Genomic DNA, 16,948 nt, shown 5'->3' with positions numbered 1-16,948 from the left:
AATTATGAAACTTTGGGATAAAGGAATTGCAATAGATAAAAAAATGGAACAATTTACAGTAGGTAATGATCGCGAGATTGATCTACATATAGCTCCTTATGATGTAATAGCATCTCGCGCACATGCTAGAATGCTTGCAAAGATTAATATCATTTCTAGCGAAGAGTTAAAACAATTAGAATCTGGACTGGATGTGATTGCATTACAAATAGAAGAAGGTACTTTTATTATTGATGATCAGTTTGAAGATGTACATTCTAAAATAGAACACGAACTGACTCTACAACTGGGAGAAGTAGGGAAGAAGATTCACACGGCTAGATCTAGAAATGATCAAGTTCTAGTGGCGTTACAATTGTATTATAAAGAGGCACTCGGACAAACTAGAACTAGTGTAAAGACATTGTTTGATACATTATTAGATTTAGCCGAGTCACATAAGGATCAATTGTTACCAGGATATACTCACTTACAAGTGGCGATGCCGTCATCATTTGGATTGTGGTTCTCGTCTTATGCAGAGTTGCTAGTGGATGATGTGTATGTTCTAGACGCTACGATGCGTATCGTAGATCAAAATCCGTTAGGAAGTGCTGCAGGTTATGGAAGTTCTTTTCCTATCGATAGAGAATTCACTACCCAAGAAATGGGTTTTGCAACGTTAAAATATAATGTAGTTGCGGCACAACTCACTAGAGGCAAAAATGAACGAAGTATAGCTGCTTCTTTATCAAACGTGGCTAATACACTTTCTAGATTTGCGATGGACATCTGTTTGTATATGAGTCAGAATTTTGGGTTTATAAGTTTCCCTGATGAGTTAACGACTGGTAGTAGCATCATGCCGCATAAAAAGAATCCAGATGTCTTTGAATTGATACGTGGTAAGTGTAATAAAATACAAGCTTTACAAACAGAAATGTTATTGATAACAAACAATTTACCTAGTGGTTATCACAGAGATTTTCAATTGCTCAAAGAGAATGTGATCGCTTCTTTTATAGAATTAAACGACATTCTAGAAATCTTTAATTATTCTATAAAGAAAATTATAGTAAAGGAAATCGATCTTAACGATGAGAAATATCAATATCTATTTACCGTAGATAATATCAATAACCTAGTGGTAGATGGAGCATCTTTTAGAGAAGCGTATAAAACGATAGGTGAGCAGGTGGAGAATGGAACGTATGTTCCAGATACATCAAAGCATCATACTCATATAGGTAGTATTCATAATCTAGGATTAGATCAAATAAGAAATAAATTTCCTGATTAATTCTTAAAGACAAAGAGGTATAGCATTTCTCTACACCTCTTTGTTTTATTTTATATAATCGTGCTTTGGCCTAAATGTATATTTTTAAAGTTTGCATTAGAATCATGCGGATTCATAATGAAATCTGCAATGAAGTCTCCTACTTTATTAGTTGTAATGTTGTTATAAGTAGAGTTTAAATCTGGAGTAGTAATGTTAAGTTCTAGAGAACGATTTACAGCAGTTTTAATCATTTCTGATTCACTGTATAATCCAAAGTGCTCTAATAACATTGCGGCACTAAGTATAGAAGCTAATGGGTTAGGGTTTTTATAATCAGTGTCATCTAAATGATTATGAATTGTTGGAAAAAAAAGAGATTGCTTGTGCCCTATGTAACTAGTGGATTGTAAGCTGGTGGAGCCAGTCAAAACACTAGACTGTTGAATCAATACATTACTGATTATACGTTCTGTTAAAACGACATCAAATAAGTTAGGAGTTAATAGGAGTTGAGTAACAGCGTTTTCTAAATTAGTGATGTTAAATTCTATTTCAGGATACTGTAAAGATAAATTACCAGCTACTTCACTCCATAAAGCAGATACTTGTGATGTACTAGATTTATTTATAAGTGTTACTCTTTTACCTCTAGTTTGCGCGGCTTTAAATGCTTTTTTTGCAACAAGTTCTATCTCTTGGCGAGTATTTTCATTTGAGTCAAAGGCATAGTTGTTATTCTTAGAAGCATGTTTTTCACTTAACTGATTGCTTAAATTCAATTCGTTAAAAAATAAAATGTTTGTTCCCGATATAACTTCCTTCTTAAGAGGAGAATTTACTGCCAAAGATTGGTAGCTCTTCACAATGGTTGAGCTTGCGTATACGTTTAATTGTGCACTAAGCGTGTTACTTTGTAAAAACGAATCATTACTAGCTAAAATAGCATCACTACTTTTACATAAATCAATGACTTCATTTGAAGAAGAATTTTTACTATTTAAGTCTGCAATTTTGATTAGAAATTGATGATCAAATTCTAATGCAATAGCTTTTAATACTTTGATCGATTGGGTAGTTATTTCTGGACCGATTCCATTCTTGGGTATAACTGCTATATTTAATCTCATTTTCTCTACTTATTTATATGAAATCAATAGATTATTACCCCTATTAAAATATTGATTTCAGGACTTGCTTTTATTTTAAAGCTGATATTATTTCTTTATTGTATTACTAAGTTATATTTTGGACTATTCTAACTAATCGTTTAATTGAATATTTTACGATGTTCAACAATTTTTTTAGTTGTTTAAAACATTGAATTAAAGTTAGTTAGTTTAATAAATTAGTTGATGACAAAGGATCAAAAAGATGGACTATTTACACTGGTTAAGTCATTAACTAAGTCAGAAAAGCGTCAGTTTAAATTATATGTAGGGAGACTAGATGTAAATGCCGATTCAAAATTTTTGAATCTGTTTATGCATCTAGATAAAGCTGCTAGTTACAATGAAAAGCAAATCTTAAAATCTACTGACATTCAAAAAAGACAATTAGCTAATGTAAAAACACATCTTTACAAGCAAATTTTAATAAGTCTTAAGACAAATCCTGCCCATCAAAATATAAGGTCTCAAATAAGAGAACAATTAGATTTTGCCTCTATTCTATATCATAAAGGATTATATAAACAAAGCTTAAAAATACTAGACAAAGCAAAAGAACTAGCGGTTGCTCACGAAGAGAAGAATCTCGCTTATGAAATAGTAGAGTTAGAAAAGATTATAGAATCACAATACATTACTAGAAGTATAAGTACTCGTACAGCTCAACTTACTACTCAAGCTAGAGAACTGAGTAATTCTAATATAATAGCAAGCCAGCTTTCTAACCTTTCTTTACAAATGTATACCGAGTTTATCAAAACAGGTTGTGTAAAGGACAAAGAAGAAAGTGAGAAGGTAACCGCTTATTTTCACGATCATTTACCTACGTATGAGTTTGAGGAATTAGGATTTAGAGAAAAACTATGGTTGTATAAAGCCTATTTGTGGTATAGTTTTTTAATGCAAGACTTTTTGAATTGTTATAAATATTCATCAAAATGGGTCGATTTATTCTATCAGGATAAAAAGATGATAGTTCTTAATCCTGTGTTTTTCATTAAAGGAAATCACTATTTACTAGAATCACTTTTTTTCTTAAAAGAAAAAGAAAAATATCAATCTACTTTAGATCAATTAGAGAAAACTTTAATAGGCAAAAGTTTTCCTAAAAATGAGAATCTAGAAGCGCTCAGTTTTTTATATATCAACCTCAATAAAATTAGTCAGTACTTCATAGACGGTAGTTTTAAAGATGGATTACCATTAATATCAAACGTAGAACAAGACCTATTAGGATTTAAAGACCGTCTCGATGAGCATCACCAAATGGTGTTTTACTACAAATTTGCTAGTATGCATTTTGGGGCTGGAAATTATTCAGAAACTATTTTTTACCTAGATAAAATTATCAATAATAAAACACTTACCATGCGAGAAGACTTATTGTGTTTTTCTCGTATTTTAAGTCTTATAGCTCATTATGAAGCAGGACAAGATGAACATCTTGAAACCTATTTGAGAAGCGTATATAAATTCTTAATTAAGATGAACGATCTGTATGAGGTACAAAAAGAAATGATCAAATTTATACGTGGTTTACAAGATATTTACCCTCATGATTTGAAAAAAGCCTTCCAGGATTTACTTCTTAAACTTAAAAATTATGAAAATCACCCTTATGAGAGGCGTGCCTTTTTATATTTAGATGTTATTTCTTGGTTAGAAAGTAAGGTTTTAAATACCCCTATAGATCAGGTTGTTAGAGGTAAATATCTAGCTAAAAACAGTATTTAAACCCATTACCCTACTAATTCAATAGGATAATAATTTGTTAAAAATTTGGAATTAACAGATAGTTTTCTGAATATTTACACTCACGTTCATAACCATACTGAAATTATCAAGAAAGGACGAGGGAACAGACCCATCGACTCCTTAGCAACCCTTTATTTATGTCGACAATAAATAGAGAAGGTGCTACATTCTGCTCACAACTTTGTGAGACGAGATGATCAAACACATAGTAGGTTATACTACCACAAGTTTCTTTTTTGATTTTACTTTTTGATTCAGTTCAAAGAGCAAATCTATATTTCTAATTGGTTTTGAGCATAACTCAATTTTTAATTTTTAAAGAAACAATTATGTCTCAAAAATTTTCAACAAACGCACTTCATGCAGGTCATGATTTTAAAAACAACGGTGGTACAAGAGCAGTGCCTTTGTATCAATCTACTAGTTACGTCTTTAACAACAGTGATCATGCAGCAAACCTTTTTTCACTAGCAGAGCCAGGTTTTATTTACACTAGAATTAATAACCCTACAGTAGATGTTCTAGAACAACGTCTAGCAGCACTAGAAGGTGGAATAGCAGCCGTTGCAACGGCTTCTGGAACTAGCGCTATTTCTACAACATTGCTTACCTTATTGAGAGCAGGAGATCACATTGTTGCCAGTAACTCGCTTTATGGAGGTACTTATAACTTGCTTTCTGTGACCTTGCCTCGTTTAGGCATAACAACCACGTTTGTGAATCCTAATGATAAAGATGCTTTTACTAATGCAGTACAAGAAAATACTCGTGCCATATTTGTAGAATCGCTAGGAAATCCTAAACTGGATGTACTAGATCTTAAAAAAATAAGCGCGCAATCTAGAGAGGCTCGTGTACCGCTTATCGTAGATAATACGGTAGCTACCCCATATTTACTCAACCCTATTGAGCATGGAGCTAACATTGTGATTCACTCGCTTACTAAATACATAAACGGTAATGGTACTGCTCTAGGTGGTATTATAGTAGACGCAGGTACCTTCGACTGGACTAATGGTAAATTTCCAGAATTTACAGAGCCTAGTGCTGGTTATCACGGTCTAGTTTATAGCGAGGCACTAGAAGCAGCAGCTTTTATTGCCAAAGTACGTATAGAAGGTTTAAGAGATCTAGGAGGCGCTATCTCACCTTTTAATGCATGGCAAATTATTCAAGGCCTAGAAACATTACCACTTAGAATAGAAAAGCACTCTAAGAATGCACTAGAATTAGCTAAGTGGTTACAAAATAGAGAAGAAGTAGAATGGGTTAATTATCCTGGTCTAGAAACTAGTAATTATCATGATCTGGCAAAAGAATACTTGCCAAAAGGTCAAAGTGGTGTAGTTACATTCGGTCTTAAAGGCGGTTATGAAAGCGCTAAGAATGTAGTGGATAACACAAAACTTTTCTCATTGCTAGCAAACATAGGTGATAGTAAATCCCTTATAATTCATCCTGCAAGTACAACACACCAACAGTTAAGTGATGAGGAGCAAATAAGTAGTGGTGCGACTAAAGATCTAATTAGACTTTCTGTAGGTCTAGAAGACGTCTCTGATTTAACTGCAGATCTTGAAGAGGCCTTTGCTACTATAGATAAAAAAGTTCTTGCATAAATGGCTCACAAGCTAAAATATATCGAGCTTCCTGATTTTAAATTAAGATCAGGAAAAGTGCAAGATATTAGTGTTTCCTATCAGATTTTTGGGCGTGCTTTACATACCGCGCCCATCATTCTGGTTAACCATGCACTTACAGGAAATTCTTCTGTAACGCAATGGTGGAAAGAGCTGGTAGGTGATGGCAGAGTCATAGATACGACTCAATTTACCATTATCGCCTTTGACATACCTGGTAATGGTTATGACGGTAACATCGATCATTTAATTTTTAATTATCAGGACTGGACATTGTATGATGTGGGTTCCGCTTTCGCGAAAGCGTTACACATATTAAACATTTCCTTTATAGATTTAGGAATAGGTGGTAGTATAGGTGGTACAATATTATGGGAAATGCTAGCGCAACAACCAGAATTATTCGGCACCATAGTACCTATCGCTGCAGACTGGAAAGCGACAGACTGGATTATAGCATGTTGCCACATACAAGAAAATATACTCGCGACTTCTACAAAGCCAGTAGAGCTAGCAAGACAACATGCGATGACATTCTATAGAACGCCAATAGGCTTAAATTCTAAATTTGGAAATGTAAAGGAAGAAAATTCTTTTAAGGTTCAAAAATGGTTGGACTACCATGGAGTAGAATTAAAAAAGAGGTTTTCCTTACCGGCCTATAGGCTGCTCAATAGGTTATTATCTAGTGCACAAGCCAGCACAGATAACCAGATAGCGCCTACGATTGCAGCTTCTCAAACAGCCATAGAGCTAGTTGCAATAGATAGCGATGGACTATTTATAGCCCATGAAGATAGAAAGACGTACCATTTATTAAAGCGAGATCGAGATATTAATTATCACGAGATCACTTCCATTCATGGGCACGATGCTTTTTTAATAGAACATGATCAGGTACAAGAAATTCTATGTCAGATTATAGAAAGTCGTTTACCTAAAACATCAAAATCGATTTGTAATAAAATCAGATTGCTTGAAACAATTTAGTGATCTATCCAAAACTCACAAATGAAACAAATACATTTATATATATTCGGAATAGGGAATGTAGGCAGTACGTTGATTAATCAAGTACTGCAATCACATTCCTTTTTTAAAAACAAACATAATTTAGACCTTAAAATTATAGGTCTTGCAAATTCAAAGAGAGTACTAATTGACCCAAATGGGATGACACAAAAATGGAAAGAAGATTTCAGCTCTATCTCTATAGTTAGAGAAAGTGATAGTTTTTATAAAGTTGCAAACCTTTATGACGTTACTAAAATAGCAATAGATGCCACGGCAAGTAAAGAGCTGTCTCAGCATTATCCTGAATTATTAGATCATAATTTTAATATTATAACAGCAAATAAAATTGCAAACACCTTATCGCAGTCCTTTTATGATGTCATACGCACTGCTCTTAAAAATAAAGGATTGCAGTTTGAGTACGAGACTAATGTAGGAGCAGGTTTACCTATCATTAATGCGGTAAGAGATCTCTATAATAGCGGTGAACAATTGTTTGCTATTAATGGTGTTTTTTCAGGATCATTAAGTTACATTTTTAACCGTTTCAGTGAAGAAAACAAGCCGTTTTCTGAAATAGTAATCGATGCATTAAAAGATGGTTATACAGAGCCCGACCCTAGAGAAGATCTATCAGGTAATGATGTGGCTAGAAAACTATTAGTACTTGCTCGAGAAGCAGGATTAAAACTAGAATTTGACGATATAGAAATCGATAATTTAGTTATTCCTTCTTTGAGAACAGCGTCACTTAATCAGTTTCTAGACCAAGTAACTTTATTAGATGAGGTGTTGCAGGAGAAGAAAGATGCCCTCGCTAGCGATCAAGTATTGCGACATCTAGGCGAGTTAGATGTGGTTAATGGAGTACTTAAAGTATCGCTTAAAGCTGTACCTAAAAGTAGTCCAGCTGGGCAGTTAAAAGGTAGTGATGGCTTCTTTGAAATTTATTCAGAAAGCTATGCGTCACATCCGCTGGTGATAAAAGGTGCTGGTGCTGGTAGAGAAGTAACAGCTAGAGGTTTACTGTCAGATATTATAAAGGTGAGTAAAACGTGTAAAGAGGTTTTAGTGGCTGGATAAGTACTTATGATTTTATTGGATACATGTTCCGCTTTCGCGAAAGCGGAACATGTATCTTAATTTATTGAGCAATACTAAATGTAAAGGTGGTGTTTTTACCTAATACGGAGTCTACTGAAATTTCTCCTCCTAATTTTTCTACGAGCTGCTTTACAGTGGAGAGCCCTATTCCATGTCCTTTCTGTCCCTCACGATCATATTCTCCTACAGTAGAAAATAAATCAAAAATGGTTTCTAATTTATCCTCAGGTATGCCACGACCATTATCCTTAATTTTAAAAATATAATGACTATCATCTAGAGTGATGCTTAAATCTATAACGGTTTCTTCTTTGTCGTTATACTTAATGCTATTACCTATTAAATTCAGGAATATTTGTTCAAGAGCCACACGATTGCAGTGAATGGTATGATTGAATTCTGGCAGGTGAATATCGCAATGGTGCTTTATATTGATAAGCTCTATAATGTTCTCAAGTAGATCATTAACATCAAAGCTTTTACGGTCATCTACATTATAAGAAGAGCTCTCGTAATGAGCAAGAATATTTGTAATATAATCGCTTAGTGATAAAGAAGATTTTTTGAGATAACTAAGGTATTCTCTACCTGAATCATCTAAAATACTCGAGTATTTTTTATTTAAAATATCAGAAGTCACAATAAGATTTGCCAGTGGCATTTTCATATCATGTGATACGGTACCTGCAAAATCTTTTAAAAGATCATTGTGTTTTTTTAAATGGGATCTAGACACTTTAAGCTCTGTATTGAGTACGTGTAGTTTTAAGAGCTCTTGAACCTGTTGAGCTAGGTTAAGTAAGCCTTTTCTTTGTTTATCACTCAGTTTTTTAGGCTTGTTATCTAGTACACAAAGAGTTCCTAACGCAAATCCTGTCTGGTCTAGTATAGGTACACCTGCATAAAATATTACAGGATTATCCTTATCATGCACAAGTGGATTATTTTTAAATCTAGGGTCTTCTAGAGCATTAGGGATTTCCATCAACTCACTAGGATTATGAATAGCGTGTGCACAAAAACTAACCTCTCGTGGCGTCTCACAAACTGCCATACCTAGATTAGATTTAAACCACTGTCTGTTCTCGTCTACTAAAGAAATTACCGCATTACGAGTGCCACATATATAGGACGCAAGTTCAGTAATATTATCATATTGCTGTTCTGGCAAAGAGTCTAAAATGTTAAGGCTTTCTAATGCCTTCATTCTAGCTTTTTCATTAAGTGGCAAGGGTGCTGCAATCATAAAGTGAAATTCGTGGTTTTTGCAGTTCTATGTTTGAAGTAAAACTCATTCAAAGTTAAGGGTTAAGATTGGTGTTTAGGTTAAGTAGATCGGTATTTTCGATAACATGATGTTTTGGAAATTATTTATATTCAGTTGTTTACAGGAGTATTGGTGATTTTTTTCTTGTAAGAAAAAAAATATATAATTTGTTTTATTTTCAGTTCTAATTAAGTCATTAACTAAAACAATGTTTTAAGAATCAGTGGTTTTTCAATAATTTATAAAATTTAATTTGTAGGAAAAAATATACAATACACTAATTTATTACATCTGTTTTTACATGAGTAACTAGTCATATGATCAATAATCATTCATGCCGTTTATCGATTAATTTTAATTGATTTGAGTGTGTTACTTTAACTTTTGTTCTTTTTATTCGTTTTATTGCTTGTCTTTTTTGAGCTGTTTTAGTTTAATTAGCAACAATCTACCGGTAGTTAATAGCTATGAGTTTATCTTATTCTTGATCTTTTATTTAAGATAAGAGCTATAAGTATTATGGCTATGAAACAGTTAGAGCTTGTGTAATCTATTGTTTCAAAGAATTTTATATTGATTTAATTACTTGTTTCATGATGATGAATGAAAATCTAATACCTCTTACTATATAATTACTGGTTAGAACTACTATATGTAGTTGTGAGATGATTAGATAATACTATTGTATTAATGTAGATCGGTTTTGATAAAAGAAACGTTTCTATCTGTTAACGTAGAATCTAAGAATGTATTAAATTTGAGAATGCTATCTAGAAAAACAAAATACGGTATAAAAGCACTCACTTATCTTGCTAGACAAGAAGATCAGGTGCCTACTTCTATTGCTACTATTGCAGAGTCAGAAAAAATTCCACACAAATTTCTTGAAGCTATTCTTTTAGAACTACGTAAGAACAGTATTCTAGGTAGTCGCAAGGGAAAAGGTGGTGGTTATTATCTAATGCAATTACCTGAGAAAATTAGAATGTCCACAGTGCATCGCATTTTAGAAGGTCCTATTGCTATGTTGCCTTGTGTCAGTCTTAATTTCTATGAAAAGTGTGAAGACTGTGTGGATGAAGATGCTTGTGCTGTTAATAAGTTAATGATTCAGGTAAGAGATAATACGCTTGCAATTTTAGAAAATCAAACGCTTAAAGATTTGATCTAGATAGGCTGTAATCATTAAAATAATCAGTTTTGTGTGATAGGATTATCATATCCTCAAAATTTAATTAGCAAAATATTAATACGATATTATCCTATAAGGCTTGTAGGGTTTAAAAATTGTTATATATTTGCACTGTTAAGTTTTAACAATAGTTTTGGATAGGTCACACAACGCGAGTAGCTTACGATATTAAGATGGGCTGTTTTCTTATTATAACTGCTCGCGGCTGGCCGTTCAAAAACAATCACTCTCCATCTACTTAGATGGATTTTTTGTTTCTACCAATTTCTCATTTTCTAAACCGACTTTACGATTTAAATAAACACCTTAGAATATTTATTTGAATAATTACTCTACGAACCCTATAGGGTAAATCTTTTATTCTTTAATTTTGCATTTTAAATAGAAGTTCCTTTGATTTTAGATAGAATTTATAAACCTGAATTTTTTGATAATGAAAAATCTAGTGATCCCAACTGGAAAATTGCATTATGGAAAACAATAAGCTGGCGTGTCATAGGTACATTAGATACCATAATGATATCGTGGTTACTTACTTCCAAAATAGATGTAGCACTTACTATAGGAAGTATAGAGGTTTTTAGTAAAATGGTTTTATACTTTATTCATGAACGTCTATGGGATAAAATCACAAATCCAAATAATGAAAAAAATAAACAAACAGTCCGTACAAAAGTATAATGAGGCTCTCAAAAATGAGCAGCCTTTGTATAGAGTTAGCCAGGTACTAGAAGAAGCGGTGAACCCTATTATAACAACTAATTTCAGACCCTATGAAGTGGCTATTCTTCATTTGATAACACAAGTAAAAAAAGATATACCAGTCATTTGGTGCGATACAGGTTATAATACCATTCAGACTTATAAGCATGTAGAGTATGTAAGAGAGTTACTTGATTTAAATCTCAAAATATATGTACCTAAGCAATCTGTAGCATATAGAAATGTAATTATGGGTATTCCTGAATTGGATAATCCGTCTCATGCTCTTTTTAGTGAACAAGTAAAGTTAGAACCTTTTAAACGTGCTATGAAGGAATGGAGTCCTGACGTGTGGTTTACAAATCTGAGAAAAGGACAGACTGCATTTAGAGATTCTATAGATGTGCTTTCTTATGGTGCAAATGACGTTCTTAAGGTATCTCCTTTTTATGATTATGATGATAACCAACTGGACGAATACCTAGAACAAAATAATTTAAAAAACGAATTCAAATATTATGACCCCACAAAAGTTATCGAAAATAGAGAATGTGGAATCCACAATTAACAAGCTTCTAGAACCTAATATTTTAGAGTCAGAAGCTATCTATATCATAAGAGAAGTAGTTGGTCAGTTTGAAAAGCCAGTTTTATTATTCTCTGGAGGTAAGGATAGTATCACATTAGTACATCTTGCTCATAAAGCTTTTTATCCGGCGCCTATTCCTTTTCCGTTATTGCATATTGATACTGGTCATAATTTCCCTGAGACCATTTCTTTTAGAGATGAGTTGGTAGAAAAACTAGGCCTGAAATTAATTGTTGCTCACGTACAAGATGATATAGATGCAGGTATTTCAAAAGAAGAATCAGGACGTTATGCCAGTAGGAATTTATTACAAACGGCTACTTTACTTAATGCGATTGAAAAACATGGGTTTGATGTATGTATAGGTGGTGCTCGTAGAGATGAAGAAAAAGCAAGAGCAAAAGAGCGTGTGTTTTCTGTACGCAATGAATTTGGTGAATGGGACGAGAAAAATCAAAGGCCAGAAGTTTTTGAATTACTTAATGGCACCATAGATCATGGACAGAATGTACGCGCATTTCCATTATCTAACTGGACAGAACTAGATGTGTGGAATTACATAAGATCTGAAAAAATAGGAATTCCTAGTATTTATTTTGCTCATGAACGCGAGGTTTTTATTAGAGATAGTATGATCTGGTCCGTGTCTCCACATGTTTATAAAGATGAAGATGAGGTGACTCAAAAAAGTTGGGTGCGATTTAGAACGGTAGGAGACATGAGTTGTACCGCAGCGGTATTCAGTCATGCGACAGAAATTGATGCGGTTATTAATGAAATTACAGATAGTACAATTTCAGAACGTGGCGCAAGAATAGATGATAAACGTAGTGAAGGTGCGATGGAAAAACGCAAGCAACAAGGCTATTTTTAAAAGAAAGAATTATGAAGAATGTGCTTAAAATAGCAACAGCAGGAAGTGTCGATGATGGTAAAAGTACTTTAATAGGTAGACTGCTGTATGAAACTAAATCCCTAGAAGAAGATAAATTAAAAGCGATAGAGACCAGTAGTAGAAATAAAGGTTATGATTACTTGGACTTTTCTCTGGCAACAGATGGTTTAATAGCCGAAAGAGAACAAGGTATTACTATAGATGTAGCGCATATTTATTTTTCTACAAATTTGCGTAGTTACATTATTGCAGATACTCCTGGACATGAAGAGTACACTAGAAATATGATTACAGGAGCTAGTAATAGTGATGTTGCCATCATATTAATAGACGCTAGAAAAGGAAAGTTGCCACAAACAGAAAGACACTTTTTAATCAATCATTTGTTACTTACTAATCATATTATTGTTGCGGTAAATAAAATGGATCTAGTTGATTATAGTGAAGAAATATTCCTAGATATAAAGAAAACCATTGAAGAACTTGCAATAGAATACCCTGATGCAAATAGAACGATACATTTTGTTCCTATATCTGCACTTAAGGGAGATAATATTATAGAGCCTTCATTAAATACCTCCTGGTATACACAGCAGTCTGTTTTAAATATATTAGAAAGTATAGAAGTTAATAATACCTTTAATACAGTTTCTTTAAATATTCAAAACGTTATCAGGCCTAAAACAGAACAGTACCATGATTTTAGAGGTTATGCCGCTACAGTGCGAGGTGGAGACCTTTCTGTAGGTGATGCAGTAGAAGTAGTCGCGTCCAGTCAGAAATCAACAATAAAAAGTATTTATCTAGCAGGAAAATCTTTTCAAACAGCTAGAGAAGAGTCGGCTGTGATAGTAGAATTAGAAAATGATATTAATGTAACTAGAGGTGATTTCTTAATAGTAGGAAGTGATAAATATGTAAAGCAAAAAAACATAGAAGCACAATTGTGCTGGATGGATCATACTGCTCTATCAGAAAGATCTACCTACCTTCTACAACAAGGTACTTCTAGAGTACGATGTAAATTAAAGATAAGTGGGGGAAAATTAATGAAGAATCACCATAATGAAACCGATACTTTAGCAATAAACGATATAGGTACAGTCACGGTAAAAACTAGTAAGGAGATTATAGGAACCTCTTATGCAACAGATAAAAACCTAGGTAGATTTATAATTATAGATGAAAAAACTAATAACACAGCGGGCGTAGGTTTCATCTTATAAATTCAATATCCGTTAATATAATCCAATTAAGAAAAATCTAAACATGGAATCGTTTAGATTTTTCTTAATCATTTGCTTAACAAGTTATTGATCACGACCTTTGCAATAGCCACATTATAGGCATACAAGTTGCTATGGAACAAGACATGATCACTACAGATATTTTAATAATAGGTGCAGGGCCTACAGGTTTATTTACTGTTTTTGAAGCAGGTTTATTAAAACTTAAATGCCATCTTATTGATGCACTAGCACAACCAGGTGGGCAGTGTTCAGAGCTGTATCCTAAAAAACCTATCTACGACATACCTGGTTTTCCAGAGGTTCTCGCTGGCGATCTTGTAGATAATTTAATGAAACAAATAGAGCCTTTTCAACCTGGTTTTACCCTAGGAGAAAGAGCTGAAGAGATAGAAAAACTAGAAGACGGCACATTTATAGTCACTACTAGTAAAGGCACAAAACACCACACAAAAGTAGTTGCCATAGCCGGTGGATTAGGTTCTTTTGAACCGCGCAAACCTGCTATAGATGGAATTGAAAAGTATGAAGACAACGGTCTAGCATACATGATTAAAGATCCAGAAGTTTATAGAGATAAAAAAGTTGTTATCGCTGGTGGAGGAGACTCAGCACTAGACTGGTCTATTTTTCTAGCAGACGTAGCCTCTGAGGTGACTTTAGTACATAGAAGAGAAGAATTCCGTGGGGCGCTGGATAGTGTAGAAAAAGTTCAAGATCTCGTAGATGCTAAAAAAATAAGACTTGTTACTCCTGCACAAATTCTTGATGTAAAAGGTGAGGATAAAGTAGAGTCTGTTTTGTTACAACATAATGATGAGGCAAAGCGTATGGAAGTTATCGAGTGCGATGCTTTTATACCATTATTCGGTCTTGCACCTAAATTAGGACCTATCGCAAACTGGGGATTAGAGATAGAAAAAAATGCTATCAAAGTAGATAACACACTAGATTATCAAACTAATATACCTGGTATTTATGCCATAGGAGATGTAAATACATATCCAGGAAAATTAAAGCTGATTCTGTGTGGTTTTCACGAGGCTACATTAATGTGTCAAAGTGCCTACCAGCGCATCTTTCCAGATAAACGGTATGTAATGAAATACACGACTGTAGGTGGTGTAGACGGATTTGATGGTACTCGTAAAGAGGCAGAAAAAGCGGTAGTAAAAAAAATAGGTAATAAATAAATGCAAGACGTAAACATTACCATTATAGATAGAGAAGGTGTGGAGCATAAAGTTCTTGCTCCTACAGACATGAACATGAATCTCATGGAAGTATGTAAATCTTATGACTTACCAGTACAGGCGGTTTGTGGCGGTATGGCCATGTGTGCGACCTGTCAGTGTTATGTGATAAGCGATCATGATCTAGGAGAACGTAATGATGACGAGCAAGCCATGCTTTGGGAGGCTGAGAACGTAAAAGAAAACTCTCGATTAGGTTGTCAGGTACCTATTACTGAGGCTCTAGACGGATTAGTTGTAGAACTAGCTCCAGAAGCAGATTAGATTTTTGTTAATTATTCCGCTTTCGCGAAAGCGGAAACTAAAAAAGCAGTTTAACTATTTAAAGTTAAACTGCTTTTTATAAATTATTAAAGCGCTAATTACTTTAAAACAATAGGAAGCTCAGCTCTGTAAGTTCCCCATCCAGCTTTTAAATGTACTGTGTTATCCTTTTTTGGAGAATAAAGTGCAATACTTAATTGCTCTAGACTTTTACCATCGTTAGTAACAGGAACAGAAACCGTTACTACATCTAGATTTGCTTTATGAGAATAGTTACCCCATCCATCATTTTCAGTATTGATGTGGAATGTCCATTCTTTTTCAGTAGGCGTTACTACTATAGAGTAACGACCAGCCTTAACTAGTTTACCACCTATCATAGCGTCTGTCATTAAAAGTAGCTCTGTACTTTCATTTGCTCCTAGTCTCCATGATTTACCATATTGAGTAATACCATCTTTTTTGTTCTCAGTAGTTCTAAAAACGTTACGGCCATTAAGAGCTGGACGTCCATAAAGAACTCTAATTTTAGGCTCTGCAGCCATTTTAGCTTCATCAGTTTTTGCAAACGCACGGTGTGCCGCTCCAGAAGGAAAGAACGCAGCATCCATAGGACTCTTGTCTAATTTTAATTTTGTAAGATCTTGTGCAAAAAGAGTACTACTAGAAAGTACCACAGCTAGCAATAAAATGTATTTTTTCATGATTGTGTTTTTATGAGCTCTAAAAATAGAGACTACTTATCACGAAAACATCACTTTAACACTTCTATAAGAATTAAGATTTACTTGAGCTCTGTTTTATAGAGCATTAAACCACTAGGCGGTGCTATGTGAGATAAATGTATTTTTTTACTGCCCTCTAGAGTTTCCTTAAACTCATCTAGCGTGAGTTTGTGCATACCTAAGTCAAATAGCATTCCTACCATTAAACGTACTTGATGACGCTTAAAACCTTCTCCTTTTACTCTAAAAACAAAGCTCTCCTCGGGAAAGAAATTTGCGGTAAAAAGCTCATTCTTTTCTATAAAACAACTTTCTATAGTAGAAGTAGTAATGGTAGTCTCTGTAGGTTTATAAGTGTAAGACCAGAAATCATGAGTGCCTTCAAAAAGTCTAGCCGCTTGCATCATTATATCGATGTCTAGCGATTCTTTCATGTACACCATCATAGAAGCACAAAAGGGATGGAATTTCTCCCCATGAGAGAAAAGGTAGATGTACTCCTTTACTTTAGGAGCCTGTATTACATTAAAATTCTTATCTGTTTTTTGAACCGCTAGCGCTCTTATGTCACTGGGTAAATTCTGATTAAAATCTATTAGAAACTGCTCCATTTCTAGTTCTTCACTAGCATCTAGAAAAAGCTCTATCCACGCTTCATTAACAGATACCTTTGCATCTGTTCTTCCTGCCGCGAGAATTTTAAAATTAGAATGATCTAGAACATATCGCAAGGTTCTAGTTACCATGTGCTCTACGGTAGGTATGTTGTTGGGTTGTTTCTGCCAGCCGTGAAATCTAAATCCCAGATACTGCATTTTTATCAGAAAAAACTGTCTTCTATGTTGTGCAAAAGGTCCTGGATTCATGAAATAGA

At 34.0% G+C, this 16,948-nt stretch carries 16 protein-coding genes and 1 riboswitch; of the genes, 12 read left to right on the top strand and 4 right to left on the bottom strand.

What is annotated here, in order from left to right:
* Nucleotides 1-4: 4 nt before the first annotated feature.
* The gene (gene argH, locus LY01_RS00320; RefSeq protein WP_104513828.1) at nt 5-1,279 is read left to right on the top strand and encodes an argininosuccinate lyase; all 1,275 of its coding nucleotides are present in this window, start codon (nt 5-7) and stop codon (nt 1,277-1,279) included.
* A gap of 50 nt (nt 1,280-1,329) precedes the next feature.
* On the opposite strand, the gene LY01_RS00315 is transcribed toward argH, so the two are convergent.
* Complete coding sequence (locus LY01_RS00315; protein ID WP_104513827.1) at nt 1,330-2,388, bottom strand: isocitrate/isopropylmalate family dehydrogenase; 1,059 nt, start codon at nt 2,386-2,388, stop codon at nt 1,330-1,332.
* Nucleotides 2,389-2,613: 225 nt separating this feature from the next.
* On the opposite strand from LY01_RS00315, the gene LY01_RS00310 reads away from it, so the two are divergent.
* From LY01_RS00310 to LY01_RS00295, 4 genes are all read left to right on the top strand, one after another.
* Nucleotides 2,614-4,161 carry a hypothetical protein gene (locus LY01_RS00310; RefSeq protein WP_104513826.1) on the top strand — a complete coding sequence of 516 codons (1,548 nt, stop codon included), beginning with the start codon at nt 2,614-2,616 and terminating at the stop codon, nt 4,159-4,161.
* Nucleotides 4,162-4,261: 100 nt separating this feature from the next.
* Nucleotides 4,262-4,382, top strand: a riboswitch (SAM riboswitch).
* Nucleotides 4,383-4,508: 126 nt separating this feature from the next.
* Nucleotides 4,509-5,801 carry an O-acetylhomoserine aminocarboxypropyltransferase/cysteine synthase family protein gene (locus LY01_RS00305; RefSeq protein ID WP_104514693.1) on the top strand — a complete coding sequence of 431 codons (1,293 nt, stop codon included), beginning with the start codon at nt 4,509-4,511 and terminating at the stop codon, nt 5,799-5,801.
* Nucleotides 5,802-6,812 (top strand): alpha/beta fold hydrolase, encoded by a 1,011-nt coding sequence (locus tag LY01_RS00300; RefSeq protein ID WP_104513825.1) that lies wholly within the window; start codon nt 5,802-5,804, stop codon nt 6,810-6,812.
* 21 nt (nt 6,813-6,833) lie between these two features.
* Nucleotides 6,834-7,919 (top strand): homoserine dehydrogenase family protein, encoded by a 1,086-nt coding sequence (locus LY01_RS00295; RefSeq protein WP_104513824.1) that lies wholly within the window; start codon nt 6,834-6,836, stop codon nt 7,917-7,919.
* 61 nt (nt 7,920-7,980) lie between these two features.
* Here the strand turns inward: LY01_RS00295 and LY01_RS00290 are convergent, their stop codons facing one another.
* Complete coding sequence (locus LY01_RS00290) at nt 7,981-9,186, bottom strand: sensor histidine kinase (RefSeq protein WP_104513823.1); 1,206 nt, start codon at nt 9,184-9,186, stop codon at nt 7,981-7,983.
* A 784-nt stretch (nt 9,187-9,970) separates the two neighbouring features.
* On the opposite strand from LY01_RS00290, the gene LY01_RS00285 reads away from it, so the two are divergent.
* From LY01_RS00285 to LY01_RS00255, 7 genes are all read left to right on the top strand, one after another.
* A complete protein-coding gene (locus tag LY01_RS00285) occupies nt 9,971-10,378 on the top strand; it encodes an RrF2 family transcriptional regulator (RefSeq protein WP_104513822.1) in 408 nt (135 codons plus the stop codon).
* Between the two features lie 414 nt (nt 10,379-10,792).
* Nucleotides 10,793-11,080, top strand: a complete 288-nt coding sequence (locus LY01_RS00280; protein ID WP_104513821.1) for a DUF2061 domain-containing protein — start codon at nt 10,793-10,795, stop codon at nt 11,078-11,080.
* On the top strand, nt 11,043-11,669 hold the full coding sequence (locus LY01_RS00275; RefSeq protein WP_104513820.1) for a phosphoadenosine phosphosulfate reductase domain-containing protein: 627 nt from the start codon (nt 11,043-11,045) through the stop codon (nt 11,667-11,669). Before LY01_RS00280 ends, LY01_RS00275 begins: the two co-directional genes overlap by 38 nt.
* Nucleotides 11,653-12,564, top strand: a complete 912-nt coding sequence (gene cysD, locus LY01_RS00270; RefSeq protein WP_394340822.1) for a sulfate adenylyltransferase subunit CysD — start codon at nt 11,653-11,655, stop codon at nt 12,562-12,564. The genes LY01_RS00275 and cysD overlap by 17 nt, the downstream gene beginning before the upstream one ends.
* Before the next feature lie 11 nt (nt 12,565-12,575).
* A complete protein-coding gene (locus tag LY01_RS00265) occupies nt 12,576-13,811 on the top strand; it encodes a sulfate adenylyltransferase subunit 1 (RefSeq protein WP_104513818.1) in 1,236 nt (411 codons plus the stop codon).
* Between the two features lie 146 nt (nt 13,812-13,957).
* Complete coding sequence (locus LY01_RS00260) at nt 13,958-15,025, top strand: NAD(P)/FAD-dependent oxidoreductase (RefSeq protein ID WP_104514692.1); 1,068 nt, start codon at nt 13,958-13,960, stop codon at nt 15,023-15,025.
* On the top strand, nt 15,026-15,349 hold the full coding sequence (locus tag LY01_RS00255; protein ID WP_104513817.1) for a 2Fe-2S iron-sulfur cluster-binding protein: 324 nt from the start codon (nt 15,026-15,028) through the stop codon (nt 15,347-15,349).
* 98 nt (nt 15,350-15,447) lie between these two features.
* On the opposite strand, the gene LY01_RS00250 is transcribed toward LY01_RS00255, so the two are convergent.
* On the bottom strand, nt 15,448-16,053 hold the full coding sequence (locus tag LY01_RS00250) for a DUF2911 domain-containing protein (RefSeq protein WP_104513816.1): 606 nt from the start codon (nt 16,051-16,053) through the stop codon (nt 15,448-15,450).
* Between the two features lie 80 nt (nt 16,054-16,133).
* The gene (locus tag LY01_RS00245) at nt 16,134-16,940 is read right to left on the bottom strand and encodes a tRNA pseudouridine synthase A (protein WP_104513815.1); all 807 of its coding nucleotides are present in this window, start codon (nt 16,938-16,940) and stop codon (nt 16,134-16,136) included.
* Nucleotides 16,941-16,948: the final 8 nt, after the last annotated feature.

Source organism: Nonlabens xylanidelens (assembly GCF_002934445.1).
Classification (GTDB): Bacteria; Bacteroidota; Bacteroidia; order Flavobacteriales; family Flavobacteriaceae; genus Nonlabens; species Nonlabens xylanidelens.
The sequence above is the reverse complement of the archived record's forward strand: the minus strand, read 5'-3'. Positions and strand labels throughout refer to the sequence as shown.

Bases quoted from the DNA above. Each gene is read 5' to 3' on its own strand.
- argH (WP_104513828.1), top strand. From the start codon at position 5: ATGAAACTTTGGGATAAAGGAATTGCAATAGATAAAAAAATGGAACAA.
- LY01_RS00310 (WP_104513826.1), top strand. From the start codon at position 2,614: ATGACAAAGGATCAAAAAGATGGACTATTTACACTGGTTAAGTCATTA.
- LY01_RS00255 (WP_104513817.1), top strand. From the start codon at position 15,026: ATGCAAGACGTAAACATTACCATTATAGATAGAGAAGGTGTGGAGCAT.
- LY01_RS00260 (WP_104514692.1), top strand. From the start codon at position 13,958: ATGATCACTACAGATATTTTAATAATAGGTGCAGGGCCTACAGGTTTA.
- LY01_RS00250 (WP_104513816.1), bottom strand. From the start codon at position 16,053: ATGAAAAAATACATTTTATTGCTAGCTGTGGTACTTTCTAGTAGTACT.
- LY01_RS00290 (WP_104513823.1), bottom strand. From the start codon at position 9,186: ATGATTGCAGCACCCTTGCCACTTAATGAAAAAGCTAGAATGAAGGCA.
- LY01_RS00265 (WP_104513818.1), top strand. From the start codon at position 12,576: ATGAAGAATGTGCTTAAAATAGCAACAGCAGGAAGTGTCGATGATGGT.
- LY01_RS00285 (WP_104513822.1), top strand. From the start codon at position 9,971: ATGCTATCTAGAAAAACAAAATACGGTATAAAAGCACTCACTTATCTT.
- LY01_RS00315 (WP_104513827.1), bottom strand. From the start codon at position 2,388: ATGAGATTAAATATAGCAGTTATACCCAAGAATGGAATCGGTCCAGAA.
- LY01_RS00275 (WP_104513820.1), top strand. From the start codon at position 11,043: ATGAAAAAAATAAACAAACAGTCCGTACAAAAGTATAATGAGGCTCTC.
- LY01_RS00295 (WP_104513824.1), top strand. From the start codon at position 6,834: ATGAAACAAATACATTTATATATATTCGGAATAGGGAATGTAGGCAGT.
- LY01_RS00300 (WP_104513825.1), top strand. From the start codon at position 5,802: ATGGCTCACAAGCTAAAATATATCGAGCTTCCTGATTTTAAATTAAGA.
- LY01_RS00245 (WP_104513815.1), bottom strand. From the start codon at position 16,940: ATGAATCCAGGACCTTTTGCACAACATAGAAGACAGTTTTTTCTGATA.